Raw genomic sequence first — 23123 nt, 5'->3', positions numbered from 1 at the left:
ATTTAATAGATCCATTTGCATCGCCTTGTCGTAAAAAAGCATATGTAAAATAAACACAAAGCGACAAAATGATCATTTTTTACGATGGCAATTGCCCACTGTGCAATGCAGAAATGCAACATTTAAAACGTGCCGATGTTGATCATAAAATTACACTAGAAGATTTAAATGCGGATGATTTTAGTGAGCGTTTTCCTGCAATCGATAAACAAAATGCCATGGATTTATTGCACGCCCAAACAGATAAGGGGCAGATGATTTACGGCTTAGACGTCACTTATCAAGCTTGGCGCATCGTTGGAAAATACCGCTGGCTTAAAATAATTCGTTTGCCAGTAATTCGCTTTTTTGCCGATCATGCTTACACTTTTTTTGCAAAATACCGCCATCATATTAGCCGTTTTTTAATGCCCAATGCGCAGTGTAGTAATGGTCAATGCAATATCAAATCTAAAGGTGAAAAATGAAAACAGTGATTTTATTTGGCGCCAGTAGCGCCATTGCACAATCCTACGTAAGTCATCTAAATCAGCAAGCAACACAATTTAATATAATTTGTGTCAGCTCATCGAATATTGAGCATAATGATGACAAGGTAACCTATTTCCACAGTGACTACTCGGCGCAAAGCCTAAATGAGCTAACCCAGTCGTTAAAGTCACAACAAATTGAGCTTGCTCAGGTAATCATATTTAATGGTCAATTACACAACAACCAGCACATGCCAGAAAAAAAGCTCGAAGAAATTAACAGTGATTATTTTATGCAGCTTTTGCACTCTAATACGCTTGTACCCCTGCTGTGTTTGCAAAGTATAGTGCCGCTGCTTAATCATAAAACTCACTGCACAATTACTGCTTTAAGCGCTCGTGTAGGCAGTATTAACGACAATAAATTGGGTGGCTGGTATACCTATCGCGCATCTAAGTCTGCGCTGAACATGTTATTTAAAACAGCCGCCATTGAACTTGCTCGTCGCGCTAAAAATACCAAACTTGTTTTATTTCACCCGGGTACTACAAATACACAGCTTTCTAAGCCATTTCAAAAAAATGTGCCCGCAGATAAACTGTTTACCCCTGACTTTGTTGCTCAGCAATTATTTAAATTTACTTACGAAAACCCACAGCTAGAACTCAACGGCGAACCTGCCTACCTAGATTGGCAAGGAAACACCATAAAATGGTAAGGAATCAACACATGCATTTTTCGAAAGACCGCATAGCCGCACTTGAAAAACATACCCGTACACACTTTATCAACTCACTTTCAGGGTTTAAAAGTGCAAACTTAATTGGCACACAGGATGAGCAAGGTAATACCAATTTAGCCATCGTTAGTTCGGTTATTCATTTAGGCGCACACCCACCGCTAGTAGGCATGATAATGCGCCCGCACAGCGTACCAAGGCATACATTCGAAAATATTATAGAAACAGGCGTTTATACTATTAACCAAGTAAACAGTGATATTTACCAGCAGGCACACCAAACATCGGCACGTTACGCTAAAGATGAGTCTGAGTTTGATGCAACGGGTTTAAAAACAGAGTACTTAAACGACTTTAAAGCGCCTTTTGTTGCACAAAGCCGACTAAAATACGCAGTAAAATTTGTAGAGAATCAGCATTTAGCTGTTAATGGCACTGAGCTGGTTATTGGCGAAATAATGGATGTTTATGTAGATAAATCAGCACTCCAAAGTGATGGCTTTTTAGACTTACAAGCCATCGATACCGTTGCAGTAACCGGATTAGATAGCTACCACACGGCGAATAAGCTCAATCGTTTACCCTACGCGAAAAAATAGCCCAAGGTTATCAAGTCCTTGGGAATGAGGGACTTGATAACTCCCCCTATTTGTTCAATCCCTTGTTCACTAATCGCAATTAATTTGAATTGAACGCATTTAGCCTACACACTATGCAAAATTTTGTAGGAGAAATATATGACCACAGTTGGTATTGGTACACACACACCCGAACAAGCACTTGCTAGTTTAAGCAATATGACCCACTCAGTAAGGCCAATTCAAGCCGATGAGTATTTAGTGCGTATGGCCAAAGCGCAAGCTTATATGCAAGCTAATAATATTGATGCGATATATTTAAATGCAGGTACCAACTTAACGTATTTTACCGGTATGAAATGGTACGCCAGTGAACGACTAGTCGGCGCTATTTTACCCGCCACGGGTGAGGTGCAATACATTGCCCCCCACTTTGAAATTGGCTCTTTAAATGGCTTTAAAGTCATTGATGGCCCAATACACGGCTGGCAAGAACACGAGAACCCTTTTGAGCTATTCGTTAAAGTGCTGAAACAGCTTAATATTAGCGACACCGCTACCGTGGGCATTGATGAAAGCGCACAGTTTTTTATTTTTGATGGCATCAATAAAGCCAGTTCAGGATTAGAACTAGTTAACGCACAACCTGTAACCGCACATTGTAGAATGCATAAATCAGCCAATGAATTAGCATTAATGCAATGCGCCATGGATATGACTTTAGCGGTTCATCAGGCTACTGCGAGCATGCTTTATGAAGGAATTAGCACAGTAGAAGTCGAAGAATTTATAAAAAAAGCGCATCAAAAAGTAGGTGCCCCGGGAAATTACTTCTGTATTGTATTGTTTGGCCTTGCTACCTCATTCCCTCATGGTGTAAAAGATCCACAAATTTTGAAAAAAGGCGACATGGTGCTTATCGATACTGGATGTAAAGTGCACGATTACCTGTCTGATATTACGCGTACTTATGTATTTGGTGAAGCAACCAGCCGCCAACGCCTATTTTGGGATTTTGAAAAAGCGGCCCAGTTAGCAGCTTTCAATCAAGCCGCCCTTGGCGAAACCTGTGAATCGGTTGACGAAGCAGCTCGCAGCTACTTAGCAGCTCAAGGCTTAGGCCCTGAATACCAAACACCAGGTTGCCCACACCGCACAGGCCATGGTATTGGCTTAGACATTCATGAATGGCCATACTTAGTGGGCGGCGATAAAACCCCGCTTGCCACAGGCATGTGTTTTAGTAACGAGCCAATGCTGGTTATTCCAGATGAATTTGGTGTGAGATTAGAAGATCACTTTTACATGACAGATAACGGCCCGCGTTGGTTTACCCAGCCAAGCCACAGCATTGACGACCCATTTGGCTTGAACAGCTAACCTGAAAACATTCAATAAACGAGCAGCACTTTCGCTGCTCTTTTTATGTTCGATGATTGATAAACTAAACTTCATCCCAATATCCATTGTTATTAAAAAGCAATCCTTCAAGGATCCCTATGAAAAACTTAAAAATTGATATCGTCTCAGATGTAATGTGCCCGTGGTGTATTATTGGGTATAAAAACTTAGAAACCGCATTGGCAGAATTAAAAGACGAAATGAGTGCGGATATTACATGGCACCCTTTTGAGCTTAATCCAGATATGCCACTTGAAGGACAAGACTTAAACGAGCACTTGCAGCAAAAATACAGTTTAACTGAAGAAGAAAGCGCGCGGAATCGTCAAAACATGGCGGATGCGGGTGAACGAGCTGGGTTTACCTTTAATTTTGACGGTAAACGCATCATGATCAACAGCTTTGATCTACACCGCTTGCTAATGTGGGCGCGTGAAGAAGGCAAACAAACTGAGCTGAAATTGGCGTTTTTTGAAGCACACTTCACCGATTTAAAATATTTAAATCAAGAAGATGCGTTACTGGATGTGGTAGAAAAAGTCGGCCTTAACAAAGACACAGCCAGAGAAATTTTACACTCAGATAAATACGTACAAGCGGTACGCCAAGAGCAAAATAACTTTAAACAAATGGGAATAACCTCAGTACCTACTTTCATTATAAATGATAAGTACGCGCTTACCGGTGGGCAACCGAGTGAATCGTTTATTCAAGCACTTAAGCAAATAAGTGAAGAAGAAGCCAAGCAGGAGCAATAATTTTCGGGTTAGGCTACATTTTGCGGCCTAACCTTATTAATTTTTTAAGTTAAACACCCGTCTGTTATTTAAATTAAGCCCGTCCTCAACATCACGATAATAGTGTTCATAAAGCGCATTTAACTCGCCGCTATCTGCTAACTTTGTTAAGCCTTGCTCTAATAACTCAATGATTGCTTTGTTATTTTCGTTTGCGTAAAAATAATAGTAATTATCGTATTGCAGCATAATATGAGGCTCAATAACAAAGTTATACTGAGGATGTTTACGTATTTCGGCTTTTATAGCAGTTACTGAACGCGGAAAATAATCGCCAAGTCCTTCATCTAACGCTTTTAACATGCTTTCATAACTCAAATCACCATTAACTGTTAAGCCATTGTTCTTTAATACATAATAATCAGACCAACTTTGCTTTTGTAAGGCTATGAACGGCTTTAGTTGTTCAAGGGTTTTTATATCAGAAAATTCTTTTAACCGGCTTTGTTTAACCATGAGCAAGCGCTTTGAATGCAGCCCATTATAAATAGGATAACTTGTGCGGATTAAATGTCTTTGCTCTGCAAGGGAGTTTGGCAAAGTTAACCAAGCTAAATTAACATCATCGTTACGTGTGAGCTCTTCTAAAATTCTTTTAGTATTCATTGGCTCAAGACTATAAGCAATATTGAGCTTTACATTAACCTTTGCAAAGCTCTTTTCTAATAATGTTAAAATATAGTGGTTTTTTGGTATGTCTTGGGTGCTTGGTTTGCCAAGCTTAAGGGCGATCGTTTGCTCAGTGCTACTGGCAAAAAATGACACTGCCATTAAAATTAAACTGCAGCATAAAATAATAAGCTTCATAGTTATTCCAAGTTGCTTTAGCAATGTAACAAACTAAACAAATGATAAGTATAGCGGCAACTTAAAATTGCGTTAGTTTATGTACGATAAAGCACCTTAATCACATGCCAACCAAATTTCGTTTTTACTAAATGCGGTTCTAAAATTGCACCACTAAAGGCCACCTTATCAAACTGTGGAACCATTTGGCCTCGTCTAAACTCACCTAAATCACCGCCTTTTTTACCCGATGGGCATGACGAATACTTTTTAGCTAAAGTTTGAAACTTTGCGCCTTTGCCTAATTGCTTGATGATGTCTTCTGCAATCTCTTTATGTTTTACTAAAATATGCAGTGCGTGCGCCGTATTTGCCATGTAAGTGCCTTTTTAATGCTTAAATTTAAACGCCGCGATTTTAGCACAGCCAATACATTCAGGCATCTATTAAAGCACTTATAAATAGTGGGCTTGGTCTTGCTTTGAAGGGATCCTGCAATAGTGATATTTACCAAATAAGGTATATCGATTTGATGCAATTTTATCATAAAGCCAATTGTTAAAACGATTTGGCAACACACTAAATATACCACTAAGTTTCCACGGATAGCCTAGCTGTTTAATCACCTCAAAAAATGCATGGCTTTGTATAAATGCTTGAGCGTTTTCAATGTAAACCATAGAGGCAAAATCAGTTGTCGAATAGCCAAAGTGCATTAATATTTGTTGTCCTTTTGGCGATTGTACACTGCACAGTTTAAACATGGCCTGAGGATCGTGAGCAATAATAAAATTACACCACGCACTACAAAGCTTGCACTGGGCGTCGAACAGTATAATTTTTTGGCTTTTTATTAGCGCGGCGGTATGAGTCATTAATTGCTTGCTCAAGTGAGGGCTTATTGCTGCACAGGTTTTTTTTGTAGCTTGCGCTGCAAAGTGCGTCTATGCATATTAAGCTGCCTTGCAGTCATTGATACATTACCGTTGTTACTGTGTAATACATGTTGAATATGCTCCCACTCTAAACGCTCGGGTGACATAACCTCTTCAGGAATTTCGGTTACTGTCGATACCGGCTCTACTTTTAGCGCTTTTAATAAGCTTGCCATATCGACAGGCTTAGTTAAATAGTCATTAGCGCCCAAGCGCATCGCCTCTACGGCTGTAGCTATACTTGCAAAGCCGGTAAGCAATACAATATGAGCATGTGTGAGTAAATGGCGCAGCGGTGCAATAAGCGCCAGCCCATTTTCATCTGCTAACTTCATATCTAATAAAATACAATCAGGTTGCTGCTGGCGAGCCCTAAGTAAAGCCTCTGTTTGGTTATGTGCAACCTCACAGTTAAAGCTGTGTTTTGTTAAGCGCCTTGCCAAAGTGGTAGCAAGGTTAATGTCATCTTCAATAATTAGCAGCTTCATAGCGCCGACTCGGTTATTAATAGTGGCATTTGTATCTTGGCCACCGCCCCACCATCGGGGTGATTATAAACAGTTAACGAACCATTTAAACGCTCAAACGTGACATTTGATAGCATAACCGCTATTCCCATGCCTTGCTCGCTGGGCATGAGCTGCCCGCCTAACTCCGCTAACTCTGAGGATAAAAAACCAGCGCCAAAATCCCGAATAATTAACGCAATACTTTGCGCATCTGGCTGTTGCCAACTCAACTCTAATTGCATTTGGCCTTTTTTTTCGTTAGCAAGCGCTGCATTTTGTAATAAGTTTAAAATAGCAGGTAGCAGCATGGCATCACTTTTTAATGTGGCTTTAGGCGCCTCATTAAGCCAGTTTATTTGTTGATTAGGGTATTGTAATAGCAACGTATCATGAATTTGATTTTGCAGCTGCTCTGCTTTTATAGGTGTTTGCGTGTTTTTATCTCGTAGCTGCATAGAGAGCTTTCTAAAATCATTAAGCTGAGTGCGGCATTGCAGCAAGGGTGATTGCATTTGCTGAATAATTTCATTGTTGGGATACTCTTCTACAAGCTCTTCAAACAATAATTGTAAATTAGCAATAGGCGTTGCTAATTGATGAGTAATTTGCGCCGCTGCGCCATCGAGAGTAACCAGTTGTTCACTACGCAACTGTTTCTCTCTAACTTTGGCAATAGTGCGCTCACGTTGTTGTAAAGCACGGTTCATTGCACCAATAACCAACGCAATCACGCAGGCACTGATAACAAAATTAACCCACATGCCAATAAAGTGGCCACTCATGTTCATTTGGTGCATGCTATGCTCTGGCATTTTAATCAGTAGCATGCTGTAGGCAGCGATAGCCAGCACAGCAATATAGGCAAGCCCACGAGCGCTCAATGTAATTGCCGCTATCATAATAGGTAACAATAATAACGACACAAATGCGTTAGTTGCACCGCCACTTAAAGACAACAAAATAGTTAAAAAAAGTACGTCAGCGGTCAGTTGCATCAGCATGCCAACTGGCTTTGCTTGGCTAACATTTCTATAAGCAAAGATACTTGCTAACTGAAAAACCGCCTCAAGCGTAATAACGGCTAGCAACGGCATGAGCGCAATTTGATGCTCTAATAAAAAATAAACGCTTAACACCGCAATAAGCTGCACAGCAATGGCGCCACTGCGCAGCATTAATAACCGGCTAATAGCAGGATCGGTTTTAATTAACACAATAAGATTCACCTGACTGAATATACATTGCTTTGTTATCCATTATAAATAATGCTTTTTAAGTAATGATTTCATAATATGCGCCCCATATTAGCTGCTCACTCAGCCGCACTCAAGCATATATGGTCAACAAAGTATTCGTATTCTATTAAGCTTAGAAAGCCTATGAGCTATCGTGTAAAACACGCAAAATCATTAAAAGCATTTAATTAACACAATAAAAACAAGCCACTTACCTTTAAACAAAAATGCAGCAAATAGTCCGTAAAATAGCAGTAATTACTAAGCAAACCATGCTTTAAACTAGTGTTAACAGCTAATTTTTGATATAACGTCCTCATTAGACGAACACGTCATACCACTTTTAAGAGAACACACTATGCCTTACGCACATATCACTGGTTGGGGTAAATGCATTCCACCAGCAAGCATCAGCAACGACGAAATAAGTGAAATTGTAGATACAACCGATGAGTGGATCACCACACGCACAGGTATCAAGGCACGAAGAGTTAGCCATGTAAGTACTGCTGAACTTGCTAGTGTGGCTGCAAAACATGCCATTGCTTGTGCTGGCGTAGATGCAAAAGATATCGATTTAGTTATTTTAGCAACGTGCACCCCCTCAACAGTAGTCGCAAACACCGCCTCATTAGTACAAAAAAATATTGGTGCCACAGGCGCTGCAGCCATGGACACCAACGCGGCATGTTCTGGTTTCTTATATGCTTTACAAGCTGCGACAGCGCAAATTCAAGCTGGCATGATCAAAAAAGCTGTCGTTATCGCGGCTGAGCGCATGACGTGGTATGTAAACTGGGCACGACGCGACAGCGCAGTATTATTTGGTGATGGTGCCGGTGCCGTTGTGCTTGAAGCAGCAGAAACTCCTGCAGGCTTATTAGGGACTAAAACCGGTTGTGACAGCGAAGATCGTGATATTTTACACATTACTAATTTTGGCAGTGATTTAAATAAATATGAGCCAATTGGTCCATCAGACCTTTTATTTGAAGGCCGTGAAATATTTAAACGTGCCGTTAAAGGCATGAGTGAAGCCTGTGACGACGTGCTTGAACAAGCCAATCTTAAGTTAGACGATATCGATGTACTAGTTCCGCATCAAGCCAATCTACGCATTATTCAAGCTATTCAAAATCGCTTAAAAGTGGATGACGAAAAAGTAATGGTCAATATTGGTGAATATGGCAACACCTCTGCTGCCACCATTGCAATTGCATTGTGTGAAGCCGTTGAGCAAGGCTTAATTAAACCGCATGCAAACATTATGTCGGCGGCATTTGGGGCTGGCCTTACTTGGGCGGCAAGCTATATAAAATGGGGCGAGCGAGTAACGCCTATTGCTGTTAGTGATGCTGAGCTTCCACCGTGTGATAAAACGGGTTTAGAGCTTGTTGCACCGGCTGTAAAAGCGTGTAAAGACGCAGAGCCTAGCTAAAAGCTAATATATAAACATGCACATGTATTGATAAACAGCGCACTGCTTTTAGTGCGCTTTTTGCTTTTTAAGGAAAATATATGCAACTACTAGGCATTCATCATGTAGCCATCATTTGTAGCAACTACCCACGCTCTAAACATTTTTATAGTGAAATATTAAAACTCACGATTATTAATGAGCATTATCGTGCACAGCGTCAGTCTTACAAACTCGATTTAGCTTTACCTGATGGTAGTCAGTTAGAATTATTTTCGTTTAATGATGCGCCAAGTAGACCAAGCTACCCCGAAGCACAAGGACTTAGACATTTAGCATTTAAAGTTGGGTGTATTAATACTGCTAAACATTATTTAGAGTCACACAATGTCATCGTCGAAAATATTAGAGAAGATGAAATAACCGGCAAAAAATTCACCTTTTTTGCCGATCCAGATGGCTTACCCCTTGAGTTATATGCACTTTAACATCAAATAACTCAAGGTAAACCTTAATCCAAGTTCAGGTTAGTTAAATCGATTTTGTAGGTAAGTAAATACTGCACGAATACCCAGTGCTTCACCACCAGCTGGACGCCCGGGTAATGCACGTAAATTCCATGCCATTACGTCAAAGTGAACCCATGGTGTATTTGGCTCTATAAACTCTTTCAAATAAAGCGCAGCGGTTATTGCGCCACCAAATGGCGTACTTGCACAGTTAGCCATATCAGCCACATCGCTTTTCAAAAATGGTTTGTATTGTTCGAATAACGGCAATTGCCAAACAGGGTCGTTAACTTGCATTCCCGAGTCCATAATGGCATTTGCTACAGCGCGATCCGTTGAGAAAAACCCCGGTAACTCCGTACCTAACGCAATACGGCACGCACCAGTTAGTGTAGCAAAATCAATGATTAATTCAGGATCATCGTTTTGTGCTTCGCTTAGTGCATCACACAGCACTAGTCGCCCTTCTGCATCGGTATTGTCTATTTCGACCATAATACCTTTACGGGTTTTTACTACATCGCCAGGGCGAAATGCATTACGCGAAACAGCATTTTCAACCGCAGGCACTAAAACACGAAGGCGTATTGGTAAGTTAGCGGCCATAATTAGCTGAGCCAGGGCAATAACATGCGCGGCCCCACCCATGTCTTTTTTCATGTTGCGCATGCCTGAACTAGGTTTTAAATCCAGTCCACCGGAATCAAAACACACGCCTTTACCGACTAACGTAATTTGTGGCGCATCGACTGCCCCCCATTTCAAGTCAAGTAATCGTGGTTTATTTTCACTCGCGCGCCCTACCATGTGAATAGTTGGGTAATTTTGCTCTAATAACTCATCACCTATCCACTGCGAAAATTCACCGTCGAATGTATCTGCTAGGTCACTCATTACCTGCGATAAATGCTGCGGCATCATATCAGCAGCTGGGGTATTAACTAAATCGCGTGCTAAATTAATGGCGTCCGCTTGTTGTTTTACTTGTTCATATAATGTTTTATCAGCAATGCCAAGCTGAGCTTTTGCTGTGGCTTTTTGCTTGTACTCACTAAACTCATAACCACCTAACACAAAGCCTAAAGCAAGTTGAGCAACTAAAGACTCATCACCTTGAATTTGATAACAACCCGCAGGTAATTTACTGGCAAGCTCGCCAGCAGCCCAAAAATCATCAGTGCTTTGCATTACACAAAATACCTGACTTAGTTCACCCGTTTCTGGGTTTGGTACTAGTGCGAGTCCTGATTTTTCAAAATCTGTGTTTGCTAGCCAGCGCTGTACAAAACTCGGTTGCTGCGTAAGCCAATCGGTTAGTTCGTTTTTAACGATAAAAGATAGAGGAATTCCTGAAGAGGTATGACGAAGTAAAGCACTCATTAAATGACTCACATAATAGAAAATGATGCCTTAGCATAACAATAAGCACTATTAAAAGGTATAGCTAATTATGTTCTGCTAGCTTACTTCTTCTTTGAGGGCGTTGAGTCTTGCTCTTGGTTTTGTTGAGCAATTTCTTTATCAATTTCTTTAATCGGCTTATTCATACTAAAAGAACTCGGTAATACATCAACACCTACTAACTGCCCTAGTTTAACAACCAGTGGAATAGTTAATGGTGCAAACGGTAATAACGCAAAAACGCCTAGCCCTAGTCCTTTTAATATATCAACAAACTGCTCGTTGGCGCGTTTTAGTTCTGCTTTATTTGTTTGCCCTTGGGTATAACGCCTGTAAATTATTAGCATTTCTTTGGTTTCTTGCCTTTCTTGGGCAAGCGCAATTTTAAGCGCGACCATAGCACGACGAAAGCGTAGTTGTTGCCGCTTTTTACTTATTTTAGCAACCCGCCAGGGTGCACGATGGATAACTTTATATAATCGCATAGCCTGTATTCTCACACAGCGCTTTCAGTTCACAAAGAATAATTTACACGCTTTATTCAATCATTTATTCTTAAAGTTCATTTTCCTCAGTTTTAATTAAAAACATGCAAAAAAACATACCCAACACTAAACCCGAAAGGCCAAAATCTGATGAGTGCTGCGGCGGCGGTAGTTGCTGTCCATGTGTATGGGATGAGTACAAAGAAAAACTTGCACAGTGGAAAAAACATCATGGTGAAAATATCAATAGCAAGTCAGTTTAATTCAATAATAGAAAGTAGCTAAAATAGCTTATTTAATTAATAACTATGTATCAATGCCTGCTTTTACCCCTTTTCCCTGCCCTACTTATGATTAACTCTGCGTTATTTTTAGATAAATCATTTGTTTCAACTTGTTAAATAGTGGTTAATTGCCCATTGCCCTCTTTAGTTTTTTTATCTATAGTCTATTTCGAGGACTCACAGGAGGTGCGCTTAGTTTATTAAGCTTTTAGGAGTGAGTTAGCAATATCTGCTCCCCATTGAATGTGAACCGTCCACAATAAAGTCATTAAATAGACTATACAAATCAATTCTAACTGGGGATATTTAGAATGAAATTAAAAAGCAATGCGCTTCAACAGGCCATCAAATTTGCTCTAGCAACAACAGCCGCAGGCTTATTTGTTTCTGGTTCAGCAATTGCTCAAGAAGAGCAAACCGAAGTTAAAGTTAACAAAAATGTAGAAAAAATTGCCGTAGTAGGTACGCGCTCTGCGCCTCGTTCTATTGGTGACTCTCCTGTACCTATCGATATTATTGGTGGTGAAGAGCTAAGTAAATCAGGTAACACTGATATGCTAGAGCTATTAAAAGGGGCTATTCCTTCTTTAAACGTACACTCAATGCCAATCAGTGATGCTGCTTCATTAGTGCGCCCTGCAAACTTACGCGGACTACCTTCAGATAGCACACTAATTTTACTTAACGGTAAACGTCGTCACCGTGCTTCAGTTATCGCCTTTTTAGGTGGTGGTATTAACGATGGTGCGCAAGGTGCTGATATTTCAGTAATTCCAAGTATTGCACTGAAACAAGTAGAAGTACTTCGTGATGGTGCCGCTGCACAATATGGTTCTGATGCGATTGCTGGGGTTTTAAACTTCCAACTTAAAGATGCCTCTGAAGGCGGATCTTTCGAAGTTCGCAAAGGCGAATATTATGAGGGCGACGGTGATACAACTCAAATTTCAGGTAATGTGGGCTTACCATTTACCGATAGCGGTTTTGCTAATTTAAGCTTTCAGTACAAAACAGCCGACGCAACCAGCCGCTCAGTACAAAGAGCGGATGCTACCGCACTTGATGCCGCTGGCGTACCAAACATTGCCCCGATCACCCAAGTATGGGGTGCACCTGAGGTAGATGACGACATCTCTATCTTTGGTAATGTTGGTTTAGAACTTACTAACGACTCACAATTTTACATGTTTGGTAACTACTCAGAGCGTGATGTACGCGGTGGTTTTTATTACCGTAACCCACATACTCGCCCTGGTGCATACTCAAATGATGGTGGCGAAACACTGCTTGTTGGTGATTTAACCGGTGATATGAGCGGTAACTGTCCAACCATTATGATTGATGACAACGTTCTTGATAACCCTGACTACATTAATGGTGTAGCAAATAACCCTGATTGTTTCGCATTTAACGAAATGCTTCCGGGCGGTTTTACACCAAACTTTGGTGGTAATATTACAGATACGTCACTTACTATCGGTACTAAAGGTGAGTTTACTGGCGGCTTTTTAGAAGGCGCTTATTATGATCTAAGTGGTACGGTAGGGTATAACGAATCTCGCTACTTTATATACGACACAATCAATGCTTCACTGGGTCCAGATAGCCCGCGTGATTTTAGCCCAGGTAAATATGAACAATTAGAGAAAAACTTTAATTTTGATATTTCAAAAGGGTTTGACTTTGATTTAGCTTACGATGTAAACATTGCCGGTGGTTTAGAGTGGCATGAAGAAACCTTTACCGTAGTGGCAGGTGATGAGGCTTCGTTTATTGCAGGTCCATTAACTGATCAAGGTTTTGGTATAGGTTCTAACGGTTTCCCTGGATTTAAACCATCAGATGCAGGCGAATATGACCGTCGTAACTATGCAGCTTATATTGATATTGAAGCGCCATTTACTGAAGAGTTCCTAATGGGCTTAGCGCTTCGCTACGAAGATTACGATACCTTTGGTTCAACCACTAACTATAAGTTAATGGGTCAATACCACTTGACTGAAGATCTAAATATTCGTGGCTCTATCAGCACCGGTTTCCGTGCACCTACCGTAGGCCAAGCGAATGTTAGTAACGTACAAACTAACTTAAGCAGTGGTGTACTAGTAGATTCGGCTTTGTTACCACCTACAAACCCAATTGCTATTCAACTAGGTGGTACTGAACTTGAGCCTGAAGAATCACAAAGCTACACCTTTGGTGCGGTGTATACTATTGGCGATTTATTCTTAACGGTTGATTACTACAACATCCAAGTAGATGACCGTATTAGCCAATCAGATAAAATTGAACTTAGCCAAGCAGATAAAGACACGCTTGAAGCTGCGGGCGTACCTAACGTACAAAACCTTGCGCAAGTTAGTTTCTTTACTAATGACTTTGATACCACTACACAAGGTGTTGATTTAGTTGCTAACTACTCAGCTGAATTGCTCAGTGGTAGCTCTACATTTAGCTTAGCGTACAACTGGAATGAAACAGAAGTAACACGCTCAAGTGATATAACTGGTGCATTTAAAGTAAGCCGTCTTGAAAATGACTTACCTAATCACCGTGCAACACTGAGCTGGGCACAACAATGGGAAAGCTTTTCAGCATTTTCTCGCCTTAACTACTTTGGTGAGTACCAAGGCGTTCACGTAGATTATGATGAAACAGCTAAAATGGCTGACGCAGCAGTCACGTTAGATGTTGAAGTCACTTACTTCATGAACGATTCAATTAGCTTCTCATTGGGTGCACAAAACTTACTGGATCAAGAAGCAGAAAAACTTGATTTCACAGTGGCACCAAATAACAACTGGGGTGGTAAGTACTACGAAACATCTCCATACGGAATTAATGGTGGCTTTTACTACGCTAAAGCAACCTATACTTTCTAACATGTGTTAATGATAATCAAAGGCGAAATGTGTAATGCATTTCGCCTTTTTATTGCCCTTTATAAACCCATTTAAAATGACTTTTACACTCGCATTTTTTGTGACTTTGGGGTTATAGTAATTAAAAAGAATATTAGTTGTATTATGCTACTAAAAAAAGCGGACCAGTTATTATCACAAAACAAGCTCAGAGAAGCTGAGTTTCATTACAAAATGCTATTACAAGCAGAGCCTGATAATGGTGACGCCCTGTTTGGCTTAGGTAAAGTAGCACTACGTTTAGAACAATTTGATGCCGCTGTTTATATACTACAACGAGCGTGTCAGCATCTCCCTTTTGCATTAGAACCTTTGTATGCACTAAGTGATGCATTTAATGCGGTCAACTCTCCTGAAGATGCGCAAAAAGTACTCGAATACGCAACAAGTATTGCCGCAGACAACCCAGACACTCATTATTATTTAGCCCAGCACTATTTAACCTTTGGCGAGCTTGATAAAGCGCATGCCACGTTTGAGGAAGCATTAAAGCTTGGAATAGCACCAGTTACGGCTTATGTTTTATTTGAATTGGTACAATTAGGGCGCTTTAATAAAGCAAATAATTACATCGATCAGTTACACCACTTTTTAACGCAAACAAATAACCTACGCTTAAAAATGGTCTGCTACTATGCTTTAGCTAAAAGTTACGACAAGTTAGACGATACTGATCAAGCGTTTAACTATTTTGTGATTGCCAATCAGCAACAACACAAACTCAGTGAATTTAATACTGAAGATTTAATTGGGTTTTATGATCAACTTATTGAATATAACAATGAAAGTGTGCTCAATTTAGCAAACCTAAATAAGCAGTATCCTGTTACGCCCGTGTTTATTATTGGTATGCCACGAAGCGGCTCAACCTTACTGGAGCAGATGTTATCAGGACACAGTCAATGGGCAACGCTTGGAGAAGACACCAGTATTAGTAATAAGGTAGTCGCTTTTTTAGAACATAAAACAGGGTTACGCTACCCTCAATGCTTAACTAAGCTAACAACGCCTTTAATTAACCAAGCCAGAGCTATATATTTAGATACCTTAAGTTCTTCTGGGAGCAATTGCGCATTTGTGATCAATAAACTGCCTAGCAACTACCAAAACTTAGGGTTAATTTATATTTTATTCCCAGACGCTAAGTTTATTAACCTGACCCGCAACTTTAACGCAACCGCATTTTCAGTGTTTACTAATTACTTTGCTGAAAACGAACCCTATTTTTGTGATTTAAATGAATTTACTTTGTACCATCAGCTTTATGAAAAACTGATGAGCCATTGGCAGCAATTTAACCGCTTAGCTATTTATAATTTAAGTTATGAGCAGTTAATTGAAAACCCTAAAGATCAATTAACCGCACTATTGAGTTTTACTGGCTGTGAATTTGAACAGACTTGTTTAGACTTTTACAAAAATAAAAGCGCCGTTACAACGCTCAGTAAACATGCCATCAGGCAACCTGTAAATAACAAAAGCCTTGATAAATGGCAGCGTTATGAAGCCCCTTTACTTAGTTTGCTCTCGTTGCCTCAAACCAATTAAGCACATCCATAAACTGTTCTTGGCGTGCCTGTGGGTGAGTAAGCATATTAATATGGTCGTAATCTACTTTGTGCCCAAAGCGGCGGCCATATATTTGCATTTTTTGCACCCCAGTACCTGACTCATCAATAAACTTTTGAATATCGATAGGCTGTGCCAATGCTTTATCTTTTACTGCCGCAATATGTAACGTTGGAGGAAGCGTGAGATTTGCTAATGTTTTAGCGTAATCAAAGCCATCATCACTGTCTATCCACGGATTTTTCTTAGCCCACTGCATACTTTGATAATGCGACTTTTGAGTTTCATCATCACTGCCCCACTTTAAGCGTTTTGCTGGTAAATAACCGTGCTTTTTCGCTAATATTGGCGCCATAAAATACCAAATCAAATTGGCCTGAAATAACTTTTTAGGGTGGTTATTAAATAGCGAACGCTTTGAACCAAAATAGGCACACGCTTTTACATCGTTTATCAGCTCAGGGAAGCGAGCAAACACGCTATTAAGCAACACCCCACCCCAAGAATGAGCAACTAAAAAGTCAGGTTTTTTACTCTCTAACTGTTCAATTTTTTCAATAAATGCCGGAATATCTTCAACAATCGCCTCAGTTTGTCCATACCGTGCTTGCTTACAAATAGCAGGTTTACTTTCACCACGCCCGCGTAAATCAGCGACATAACAACAATACCCGTGTTCAGCTAAAAAAGGCGCTAACCCTTTATTGCTATGAGTGTAAAATATTTTGCCATTTTCTACCGCACCATGAATTAATAACACCACAGGACCACTTGGCTTCTGGTTGGCGATACGGCGTAAATGCAGTGTTTGATGGTCATCTAATTTAATAAAAACAGACTCTTGAGTAACTGCCAAAGCGAATTCCTTATAATTGCTAACAACTCATCCTACCAGTAATGCCTGGTAAGCCAAAGGGAAAATTATGCACTTTTTTTGTCTGTATTTGTTACTATTGGCTTTTATTCCTGTTGTTAAAAAAGCCTCATGAAAGCAAAATCAGCTCGTTCTAAATTACATCCGCGCAATCAACACAAAAATGGTTACGATTTTAATTTGCTTACCTCGCAAACCCCTTCGTTAACTGCTTTTTTAATTACGACGCCAGCAGGCAATCAAAGTATTGATTTTAGTAATAACTTAGCTGTAAAAACCTTGAATCAGGCGCTATTAAAAAGTCATTACAACATTAACTTTTGGGACATACCTGAGCACAACTTATGCCCACCTATTCCAGGAAGAGTTGACTATATTCATTACTTAGCTGACTTACTCAGCGAAGATAATCAGCAGGTTATTCCCACTGGCCGACAAATTAAAGTGCTTGATATAGGCACTGGCGCTAACTTAGTTTACCCGCTAACGGGCAATAGCGAATACCAATGGCACTTTACTGGCAGCGACATCGATTTAGCAGCAATAAAAATAGCCAAGCAGCTCGCTCAGTTTAATGATTTAAAAATAACGCTTAAACAACAAAAAAATCCCGAGCATATTTTTAAAGGGGTGGTTAATGCGAAAGATTTATATCACCTCACGATGTGTAACCCGCCATTTCATGCCAGCGCAGAAGAAGCCAATAAAGGCAGTGAGCGTAAATGGAAAAACTTAGGTAAAGCCCCCAGTAACGCCCTCAACTTTGGTGGCCAAAGTAATGAGTTATGGTGTGAAGGCGGCGAGCTGACCTTTATTTCTAACATGATCAAAGAAAGCGCTCAGTTCAGTGAGCAAGTGATCTGGTTCACCTCGTTGGTTTCTAAAAAAGAGACCCTTGCTGCTTTACAAACACAGCTAAAACAGCTCCCTATTTGCGACTATAAAATCGTTGAAATGGCACAAGGGCAAAAAGTCAGTCGCTTTATTGCGTGGAGTTATTTTGATAAAACGACTCGTGAACAAATTTGTGAAGAATTCATATAACAACCATAAGGACTACTCATGATAGATTTTCGCTCAGACACAGTGACCAAGCCTTGCAATAAAATGCGAGATATTATGTATCATGCCCCGGTTGGCGATGATGTATACGGTGATGATGAAAGCGTTAACCAATTGGAAGCCTATGCTAGATTGCGTTTTAATGTGGCCGATGCATTATTTTGTAGCTCCGGCACGCAAGCAAACTTATTGGCATTAATGGCGCATTGTGAGCGAGGTGATGAGTATATTTGTGGGCAAAGTGCTCATAACTACAAGTTTGAAGGCGGTGGCGCTGCCGTTTTAGGCTCTATTCAACCACAACCTATTGAAAATGAAGCCGATGGTAGCCTATGTTTTACTAAAATTGCTGCTGCAATAAAACCCGATGATAGCCACTTTGCGAAAACGCGATTACTGAGCCTTGAAAACACCATAGGTGGCAAAGTACTGGGTATTGATTATTTAATTAAAGCACGTGAATTTGTTGATCAACATAACTTAGCACTGCATTTAGATGGCGCGCGAGCATTTAATGCCGCAGCCGAGCTTAACCTTGATATTAAAGAAATCACCAAACATTTTGATTCAATCTCTATTTGTTTATCGAAAGGCTTAGGTGCGCCAGTTGGCTCATTATTATTAGGTTCTGAGCAGTTAATCGCTAAAGCAAGACGCTGGCGTAAAGTGCTTGGCGGCGGTATGCGCCAAGCGGGTATGTTAGCTGCTGCGGGGCAATATGCGTTAGAAAATAACACTCAACGTTTAGTCGATGATCACGCTAATGCGCGTTATTTAGCACAGCAGTTAAGTGAAATTTCAGGCTTTGAAGTAAATATGAGTAATACCACAAATATGGTTTACGCTACGTTTGATAACAGCATAAACATCACAAAGCTAGCAGCCGATTTAAAAGCACATGACATTGTGTTTAGCCCAAGTAAGCAACTTAGGCTCGTAACCCATTTAGGTATTACCCAAGCGGATATAGATACCTTTATTAAAGTCTTAACGGCCCATATTTAACGCCGCTTTGTAATGCTTGCGGCACACCGATTCATAACGGTCGTTGCCGCCAATTTCAACTTGATTACCATCGGCAATAGCCTCGCCATTTTCATCGGTACGTAATACGTGATTTGCTTTGCGCCCACAATGACACACCGTTTTAAGCTCAATTAGCTTATCAGCCCAAGCAAGTAAATACTGTGACCCTATAAACAGCTCCCCTCTAAAGTCGTTTCGCAATCCGTAACACAATACGGGTATTCCTAACTCATCAACCACATCGGTTAACTGCATAACTTGGTCTTTTGATAAAAACTGACATTCATCTACCAGCACACAATGGCGTTTTTTATCTGCATTAAGAGCTTGAATAAGCGCAAAAACATCTATATCTGCATCATAAATATGCGCATCTGCTTGCAAGCCAATACGTGAGGATACTTTACCTACTCCGGCTCTATCATCGATAGCCGCCGTGAGGATCACCGGCTCCATACCACGTTCTTTATAATTGAATGCAGATTGTAGTAAGGTGGTTGATTTACCTGCATTCATTGCAGAGTAGTAAAAGTATAATTGCGCCATTGTCGTGCCTTCAAATAAAAAGTGCGCTTATGCTACCTTAAAGTGCTCAGAATACAAATTTGGATACGTTATTTAGCTATTTATTTTGCTTCATGCTCTAGCAACCATTGCTTGCGCTCTAAACCACCTGCATAACCAGTTAGTTTTTTATTTGCACCAATAATACGATGACACGGCACAATAATACTGATTGGGTTTTTACCATTTGCAGCCCCTACCGCTCTCACAGCTTTAGGGTTGTTTAACTGCTCGGCAATATCTTTATAAGTCGCCACTTTTCCAAAGGGTACGCTACACAATGCCTGCCATACGCTTTGCTGAAATGGCGTGCCGCCAGTATCGAGTTCTAAATCAAACTCGGTACGCGAATGAGCAAAGTACTCATTAAGCTGCGCCATACAAGATAAAACATGTGAATTAGTCACCTTATTTAAAGGCGTACTGATATAACTGGCCGGTGGATAAAACCCCACATAACTAATACCGTTTTCAGTTGCCTGAATAATAATATCGTCAATCGGGCTGGGTAAACTGGTTTGCACTATCATAATTGCTGCCAAAGTTGAAAAGTTAAGTAAGATCGAAATGGTGCGCAGTTCTTAGGTTCAAAAGAACGTACTGCCGCTTGGGCTTTTTTAACCCCTAAATCACCATCGAGTAAAATATCGGGCTGGCTTTGGCCGCGTAACTTTGCATAATTAACCGTCCATGGGCCAATCCCTTTTAAACTAAGCCATTGGTCTAAATCATCACAATCGGGATTCACGGCACAAAATTCAGCGAGGTTATGCAGTGCATTTTTACGCGCCTGTGGCATTTTAAAGAATGCAAAATCACTGTGTGCTAACACTTCAGGCTCAGGAAAATAGACCTGTTGGTGTTGCTTTTCACCAAGCTGTGTTACTAAATTAGTCACTAGGTTGTGCGCCGCCGCTACACTGACTTGTTGCCCAAGTATAGCCCTAACTCCCGCCTCAAAACTTGACCAAATACCCGGTAACCTTAAGCCTTTAGTAAGTGGAAATGCATTATTAATGTGTTCGCTTAAATGCGCCTCAATTAAATAAGTATCTGCATCTAAATCAAGTACACGGCGAATGTTGTTAATAACTGGCTGTAAATATTGCGTATTATCTATATCAATTTGCACCCGAAAATGATGTTTATCTGCAACAAACTCAGCATCAAAACGCCCTCTACACGATTTATAAGTAAAAGTACGCCCATAACTGGTTGGCGTTAACCACTCTATTGGCTGAATTAATCGTTTTGCTAAAAACCCATGCAATGCCTGCCAGTTATACGGCGGACGAAAAGGCAAAATTAAGGTGAGCCCAATATCAGCTGGGTGCTTGGCGGTTCTGAGCGCTGAGGGCGCAATATTAAGTTGTTTTAAAAAAGCATCATTAAAACGCCTAACACTTTTAAAGCCTGAGGCAAACGCTATCTCGGTAAGCGGTAAGCTAGTTTCTTGAATCAATTTTTTTGCAAAATGACATTGGTTAAACAATCGATATTGCGTGATAGAAATGCCAAAATATTGAGAAAATAATCGCCTTAAATAACGGCTGCTTATTCCTAAACGCGTGGCGAGCTTTTCGCAGTCGTGCTGATTATCCTGATCAATTAATTGCTTGGCTCGTAGAGCCGTTGTTTTTGTTCCCTGCCAAGCCGCACTTCCTGGTGCACTATCGGGCCGACAACGAATACAAGGCCTGAAACCAGCCTGCGCGGCAGAGTGTGCAAACTGATAGTAGACTACATTTTTTTCGTGAGCTGTGGGCGCAGGGCAAATTGGCCTGCAATAAATACCGGTACTTTTAACGGCTACATAAAAAAGCCCATCGAAACGCGCATCACGACTTTGACGTGCTTTTTGCCAGTGCTGATCACCCATAAAATGCTCTTGTAAATTAGGTAGCGCTTAGCTTAGCAAAAACTAAGCGTATTACTGGCCATATTCGGCACTAATCTTTATTTGCAAAATCAATTAATGCCTGACCCGTTAAACGATATATAATCCATTCATTTTGTGGCTCAGCGCCCATACTATTATAAAAATCAATCGCGGGTTTATTCCAATCAAGTACCACCCATTCAAAGCGGCCACAGTCTTTATTGATTGCTCTGTTTGCTAGTTCTTTCATAATGGCTTTACCAGCCCCATTTCCGCGGCTATCAGGGCTCACGTATAAATCTTCTAGGTAAAGACCATTTTTACCTAACCAAGTCGAGTAATTGTAAAAATACACGGCAAAACCAATTGGCTCATCATCTTGTAAACATATTAAACTGTGCGCCGTTGCGCCTTCACAAAACAGGGTGTTTAAAATGGCTTGCTCATCGGTTTTAACTGCATCAGGTTCTTTTTCGTAAATAGCAAGCTCATTGATAAAGTGTAGAATTGTTTTTGCATCACTTGGCTTTGCATCGCGAATTTCTATTGCTGTGTTCATTGTTATTGACCCTTAAAAAACTACTTTTATGCCTGGTAAGCATCTAATTTAATATAAAAAGTGCTTAACTAATTATGATAATTTAAGCCATTAATACATTTATTTATACCCTAGCATATCGTTTTATATTCAATAAGTAACGTTCATGAGCTTATTTCAATTTATTCATTAGGGCATTAAAAAAACAAATTAAAACAACGCTTTTATATATGGCAAAAAGTTGTCATTATGAGTACACAGTAAAGCAATGAGGAAGTTTAACTAAAATGGGTCATGGTCATTCACACAGTCACGTTGATGATAACCAAAGTGATAAACAGCTCACTCTTGCCGTATTTATAAATGTTTTACTGACTGCAGTGCAAGTTGTTGGCGGCGTATTTTCCGGCAGCCTTTCATTAATTGCCGATGCATTACATAACCTAAGTGATGCGGCCTCAATTTTTATTGCCCTCGTTGCTCGAAAAATTGGCAATAAGCAAGCTGATACAACCCACCATTTTGGCTACAAACGTGCAGAAATACTAGCAACTCTTTTTAATAGCACCACGTTGATAGTCATCGGTGGTTATTTAATTTTTGAGGCCATAAGTAGTTATTTAAACCCTCAACCTATCAATGGCTGGATCATTGTGTGGGTTGCTGCAGTAGCGCTAATCATTGATTTAGTCACTGCATTATTAACCTTTAAAGCCGGCGCTAAAAACAACATGAATATAAAGGCGGCGTTTATTCATAATGTGTCTGATGCCATGGCCTCTATTGTGGTTATTATTGCCGGTACTTTAATTATTTTATACCAGTGGTACGTAGTTGATTTAATAGCGACGATATTGATATCACTGTATGTTATTTATCACGGCGTATTATTACTTAAAGCCAGCTGCAGCATTTTAATGCAGGCAGCCCCCATTGGTTTTGACCAGCAACTTATCAGTAAAAAGTTACTGCAACAGTTTGCCATTACTCAAATAAAATCAATAAAAGCATGGCAACTTGACGATAACACCACACACTGTGAAATTGTGATGCAAACAGATACCCCTATTGAGCTTAACGCCATTAAACATTATTTACATGATGAATTTGCAATTGAGCACTGTGTAATCGAGTGTTACTAAT

The 23123-nt window shown here is 40.3% G+C and carries 25 protein-coding genes; 13 read left to right on the top strand and 12 right to left on the bottom strand.

Going from position 1 to position 23123, the window contains the following annotated elements:
* Positions 1 to 68 precede the first annotated feature (68 nt).
* The 5 genes from AAGD16_RS16845 to AAGD16_RS16825 all read left to right on the top strand — a co-directional run bounded on the left by AAGD16_RS16845 (position 69) and on the right by AAGD16_RS16825 (position 3947).
* A complete protein-coding gene (locus AAGD16_RS16845; protein WP_138563375.1) occupies positions 69 to 467 on the top strand; it encodes a thiol-disulfide oxidoreductase DCC family protein in 399 nt (132 codons plus the stop codon).
* On the top strand, positions 464 to 1189 hold the full coding sequence (locus AAGD16_RS16840) for an SDR family NAD(P)-dependent oxidoreductase (RefSeq protein ID WP_377115290.1): 726 nt from the start codon (positions 464 to 466) through the stop codon (positions 1187 to 1189). The genes AAGD16_RS16845 and AAGD16_RS16840 overlap by 4 nt, the downstream gene beginning before the upstream one ends.
* Before the next feature lie 11 nt (positions 1190 to 1200).
* Entirely contained in the window at positions 1201 to 1809 is a 609-nt protein-coding gene (locus AAGD16_RS16835) for a flavin reductase family protein (RefSeq protein WP_377115287.1), read from the top strand.
* A gap of 138 nt (positions 1810 to 1947) precedes the next feature.
* A complete protein-coding gene (locus AAGD16_RS16830) occupies positions 1948 to 3168 on the top strand; it encodes a M24 family metallopeptidase (protein ID WP_377115284.1) in 1221 nt (406 codons plus the stop codon).
* Positions 3169 to 3287: 119 nt separating this feature from the next.
* The gene (locus AAGD16_RS16825) at positions 3288 to 3947 is read left to right on the top strand and encodes a DsbA family oxidoreductase (protein ID WP_016899162.1); all 660 of its coding nucleotides are present in this window, start codon (positions 3288 to 3290) and stop codon (positions 3945 to 3947) included.
* A 36-nt stretch (positions 3948 to 3983) separates the two neighbouring features.
* Here the strand turns inward: AAGD16_RS16825 and AAGD16_RS16820 are convergent, their stop codons facing one another.
* The 5 genes from AAGD16_RS16820 to AAGD16_RS16800 all read right to left on the bottom strand — a co-directional run bounded on the left by AAGD16_RS16820 (position 3984) and on the right by AAGD16_RS16800 (position 7430).
* The gene (locus AAGD16_RS16820; RefSeq protein WP_016899163.1) at positions 3984 to 4793 is read right to left on the bottom strand and encodes an ABC transporter substrate-binding protein; all 810 of its coding nucleotides are present in this window, start codon (positions 4791 to 4793) and stop codon (positions 3984 to 3986) included.
* Positions 4794 to 4870: 77 nt separating this feature from the next.
* Positions 4871 to 5149, bottom strand: a complete 279-nt coding sequence (gene ppiC / locus AAGD16_RS16815; protein WP_008464312.1) for a peptidylprolyl isomerase PpiC — start codon at positions 5147 to 5149, stop codon at positions 4871 to 4873.
* A 78-nt stretch (positions 5150 to 5227) separates the two neighbouring features.
* On the bottom strand, positions 5228 to 5647 hold the full coding sequence (locus AAGD16_RS16810) for a thiol-disulfide oxidoreductase DCC family protein (RefSeq protein ID WP_013463126.1): 420 nt from the start codon (positions 5645 to 5647) through the stop codon (positions 5228 to 5230).
* 23 nt (positions 5648 to 5670) lie between these two features.
* Positions 5671 to 6195 carry a response regulator transcription factor gene (locus tag AAGD16_RS16805; RefSeq protein WP_013463125.1) on the bottom strand — a complete coding sequence of 175 codons (525 nt, stop codon included), beginning with the start codon at positions 6193 to 6195 and terminating at the stop codon, positions 5671 to 5673.
* Complete coding sequence (locus AAGD16_RS16800; protein ID WP_013463124.1) at positions 6192 to 7430, bottom strand: HAMP domain-containing sensor histidine kinase; 1239 nt, start codon at positions 7428 to 7430, stop codon at positions 6192 to 6194. The genes AAGD16_RS16805 and AAGD16_RS16800 overlap by 4 nt, the downstream gene beginning before the upstream one ends.
* Positions 7431 to 7809: 379 nt before the next feature.
* Between AAGD16_RS16800 and AAGD16_RS16795 the strand changes: the two genes are divergently transcribed.
* Together AAGD16_RS16795 and AAGD16_RS16790 are read left to right on the top strand one after the other, a co-directional pair.
* Positions 7810 to 8889, top strand: coding sequence for a ketoacyl-ACP synthase III (locus AAGD16_RS16795; RefSeq protein ID WP_013463122.1), 1080 nt, complete (start codon positions 7810 to 7812; stop codon positions 8887 to 8889).
* An 80-nt stretch (positions 8890 to 8969) separates the two neighbouring features.
* On the top strand, positions 8970 to 9356 hold the full coding sequence (locus AAGD16_RS16790) for a VOC family protein (RefSeq protein WP_008464296.1): 387 nt from the start codon (positions 8970 to 8972) through the stop codon (positions 9354 to 9356).
* Positions 9357 to 9395: 39 nt separating this feature from the next.
* Here the strand turns inward: AAGD16_RS16790 and AAGD16_RS16785 are convergent, their stop codons facing one another.
* Positions 9396 to 10757: a M17 family metallopeptidase gene (locus tag AAGD16_RS16785; protein ID WP_013463121.1), complete on the bottom strand. Its 1362-nt coding sequence runs from the start codon at positions 10755 to 10757 to the stop codon at positions 9396 to 9398.
* 83 nt (positions 10758 to 10840) lie between these two features.
* The gene (locus AAGD16_RS16780) at positions 10841 to 11263 is read right to left on the bottom strand and encodes a hypothetical protein (protein WP_016899164.1); all 423 of its coding nucleotides are present in this window, start codon (positions 11261 to 11263) and stop codon (positions 10841 to 10843) included.
* 104 nt (positions 11264 to 11367) lie between these two features.
* Between AAGD16_RS16780 and AAGD16_RS16775 the strand changes: the two genes are divergently transcribed.
* The 3 genes from AAGD16_RS16775 (at position 11368) to AAGD16_RS16765 (ending at position 16016) form a co-directional block, all read left to right on the top strand.
* Positions 11368 to 11526, top strand: a complete 159-nt coding sequence (locus AAGD16_RS16775; protein ID WP_076921669.1) for an oxidoreductase-like domain-containing protein — start codon at positions 11368 to 11370, stop codon at positions 11524 to 11526.
* Positions 11527 to 11858: 332 nt separating this feature from the next.
* Positions 11859 to 14429 carry a TonB-dependent receptor plug domain-containing protein gene (locus tag AAGD16_RS16770; RefSeq protein WP_377115276.1) on the top strand — a complete coding sequence of 857 codons (2571 nt, stop codon included), beginning with the start codon at positions 11859 to 11861 and terminating at the stop codon, positions 14427 to 14429.
* Between the two features lie 144 nt (positions 14430 to 14573).
* Complete coding sequence (locus AAGD16_RS16765; protein ID WP_058155905.1) at positions 14574 to 16016, top strand: sulfotransferase; 1443 nt, start codon at positions 14574 to 14576, stop codon at positions 16014 to 16016.
* Here AAGD16_RS16765 and AAGD16_RS16760 read toward each other — a convergent pair.
* Positions 15985 to 16893 carry an alpha/beta fold hydrolase gene (locus tag AAGD16_RS16760; protein WP_377115273.1) on the bottom strand — a complete coding sequence of 303 codons (909 nt, stop codon included), beginning with the start codon at positions 16891 to 16893 and terminating at the stop codon, positions 15985 to 15987. The two genes, AAGD16_RS16765 and AAGD16_RS16760, sit on opposite strands and share 32 nt — an antisense overlap.
* Before the next feature lie 129 nt (positions 16894 to 17022).
* On the opposite strand from AAGD16_RS16760, the gene rlmF reads away from it, so the two are divergent.
* Positions 17023 to 17955: a 23S rRNA (adenine(1618)-N(6))-methyltransferase RlmF gene (rlmF, locus tag AAGD16_RS16755; RefSeq protein WP_016899169.1), complete on the top strand. Its 933-nt coding sequence runs from the start codon at positions 17023 to 17025 to the stop codon at positions 17953 to 17955.
* An 18-nt stretch (positions 17956 to 17973) separates the two neighbouring features.
* Entirely contained in the window at positions 17974 to 18978 is a 1005-nt protein-coding gene (gene ltaE / locus AAGD16_RS16750) for a low-specificity L-threonine aldolase (protein WP_377115269.1), read from the top strand.
* On the opposite strand, the gene AAGD16_RS16745 is transcribed toward ltaE, so the two are convergent.
* From AAGD16_RS16745 to AAGD16_RS16730, 4 genes are all read right to left on the bottom strand, one after another.
* Complete coding sequence (locus tag AAGD16_RS16745; protein ID WP_016899171.1) at positions 18961 to 19545, bottom strand: thymidine kinase; 585 nt, start codon at positions 19543 to 19545, stop codon at positions 18961 to 18963. The two genes, ltaE and AAGD16_RS16745, sit on opposite strands and share 18 nt — an antisense overlap.
* Before the next feature lie 80 nt (positions 19546 to 19625).
* Entirely contained in the window at positions 19626 to 20093 is a 468-nt protein-coding gene (locus tag AAGD16_RS16740; protein WP_058155894.1) for a methylated-DNA--[protein]-cysteine S-methyltransferase, read from the bottom strand.
* A complete protein-coding gene (locus AAGD16_RS16735; protein WP_377115265.1) occupies positions 20090 to 21442 on the bottom strand; it encodes a DNA-3-methyladenine glycosylase 2 family protein in 1353 nt (450 codons plus the stop codon). Before AAGD16_RS16735 ends, AAGD16_RS16740 begins: the two co-directional genes overlap by 4 nt.
* Before the next feature lie 70 nt (positions 21443 to 21512).
* The gene (locus AAGD16_RS16730; protein WP_016899173.1) at positions 21513 to 22001 is read right to left on the bottom strand and encodes a GNAT family N-acetyltransferase; all 489 of its coding nucleotides are present in this window, start codon (positions 21999 to 22001) and stop codon (positions 21513 to 21515) included.
* A 266-nt stretch (positions 22002 to 22267) separates the two neighbouring features.
* Between AAGD16_RS16730 and AAGD16_RS16725 the strand changes: the two genes are divergently transcribed.
* Positions 22268 to 23122: a cation diffusion facilitator family transporter gene (locus AAGD16_RS16725; RefSeq protein WP_377115262.1), complete on the top strand. Its 855-nt coding sequence runs from the start codon at positions 22268 to 22270 to the stop codon at positions 23120 to 23122.
* The last annotated feature ends 1 nt before the right edge of the window (position 23123 follow it).

This window comes from Pseudoalteromonas sp. M58, from assembly GCF_042604605.1.
Taxonomy (GTDB): domain Bacteria; phylum Pseudomonadota; class Gammaproteobacteria; order Enterobacterales; family Alteromonadaceae; genus Pseudoalteromonas; species Pseudoalteromonas tetraodonis.
This window is presented reverse-complemented; position numbering and strand designations above follow the sequence as displayed.

Bases quoted from the DNA above. Each gene is read 5' to 3' on its own strand.
- AAGD16_RS16830 (WP_377115284.1), top strand. From the start codon at position 1,948: ATGACCACAGTTGGTATTGGTACACACACACCCGAACAAGCACTTGCT.
- AAGD16_RS16810 (WP_013463126.1), bottom strand. From the start codon at position 5,647: ATGACTCATACCGCCGCGCTAATAAAAAGCCAAAAAATTATACTGTTC.
- AAGD16_RS16740 (WP_058155894.1), bottom strand. From the start codon at position 20,093: ATGATAGTGCAAACCAGTTTACCCAGCCCGATTGACGATATTATTATT.
- AAGD16_RS16765 (WP_058155905.1), top strand. From the start codon at position 14,574: ATGCTACTAAAAAAAGCGGACCAGTTATTATCACAAAACAAGCTCAGA.
- ltaE (WP_377115269.1), top strand. From the start codon at position 17,974: ATGATAGATTTTCGCTCAGACACAGTGACCAAGCCTTGCAATAAAATG.
- AAGD16_RS16745 (WP_016899171.1), bottom strand. From the start codon at position 19,545: ATGGCGCAATTATACTTTTACTACTCTGCAATGAATGCAGGTAAATCA.
- AAGD16_RS16835 (WP_377115287.1), top strand. From the start codon at position 1,201: ATGCATTTTTCGAAAGACCGCATAGCCGCACTTGAAAAACATACCCGT.
- AAGD16_RS16730 (WP_016899173.1), bottom strand. From the start codon at position 22,001: ATGAACACAGCAATAGAAATTCGCGATGCAAAGCCAAGTGATGCAAAA.
- rlmF (WP_016899169.1), top strand. From the start codon at position 17,023: ATGAAAGCAAAATCAGCTCGTTCTAAATTACATCCGCGCAATCAACAC.
- AAGD16_RS16780 (WP_016899164.1), bottom strand. From the start codon at position 11,263: ATGCGATTATATAAAGTTATCCATCGTGCACCCTGGCGGGTTGCTAAA.
- AAGD16_RS16725 (WP_377115262.1), top strand. From the start codon at position 22,268: ATGGGTCATGGTCATTCACACAGTCACGTTGATGATAACCAAAGTGAT.
- ppiC (WP_008464312.1), bottom strand. From the start codon at position 5,149: ATGGCAAATACGGCGCACGCACTGCATATTTTAGTAAAACATAAAGAG.
- AAGD16_RS16820 (WP_016899163.1), bottom strand. From the start codon at position 4,793: ATGAAGCTTATTATTTTATGCTGCAGTTTAATTTTAATGGCAGTGTCA.
- AAGD16_RS16770 (WP_377115276.1), top strand. From the start codon at position 11,859: ATGAAATTAAAAAGCAATGCGCTTCAACAGGCCATCAAATTTGCTCTA.
- AAGD16_RS16790 (WP_008464296.1), top strand. From the start codon at position 8,970: ATGCAACTACTAGGCATTCATCATGTAGCCATCATTTGTAGCAACTAC.
- AAGD16_RS16825 (WP_016899162.1), top strand. From the start codon at position 3,288: ATGAAAAACTTAAAAATTGATATCGTCTCAGATGTAATGTGCCCGTGG.
- AAGD16_RS16735 (WP_377115265.1), bottom strand. From the start codon at position 21,442: ATGGGTGATCAGCACTGGCAAAAAGCACGTCAAAGTCGTGATGCGCGT.
- AAGD16_RS16805 (WP_013463125.1), bottom strand. From the start codon at position 6,195: ATGAAGCTGCTAATTATTGAAGATGACATTAACCTTGCTACCACTTTG.
- AAGD16_RS16775 (WP_076921669.1), top strand. From the start codon at position 11,368: ATGCAAAAAAACATACCCAACACTAAACCCGAAAGGCCAAAATCTGAT.
- AAGD16_RS16785 (WP_013463121.1), bottom strand. From the start codon at position 10,757: ATGAGTGCTTTACTTCGTCATACCTCTTCAGGAATTCCTCTATCTTTT.
- AAGD16_RS16845 (WP_138563375.1), top strand. From the start codon at position 69: ATGATCATTTTTTACGATGGCAATTGCCCACTGTGCAATGCAGAAATG.
- AAGD16_RS16840 (WP_377115290.1), top strand. From the start codon at position 464: ATGAAAACAGTGATTTTATTTGGCGCCAGTAGCGCCATTGCACAATCC.
- AAGD16_RS16795 (WP_013463122.1), top strand. From the start codon at position 7,810: ATGCCTTACGCACATATCACTGGTTGGGGTAAATGCATTCCACCAGCA.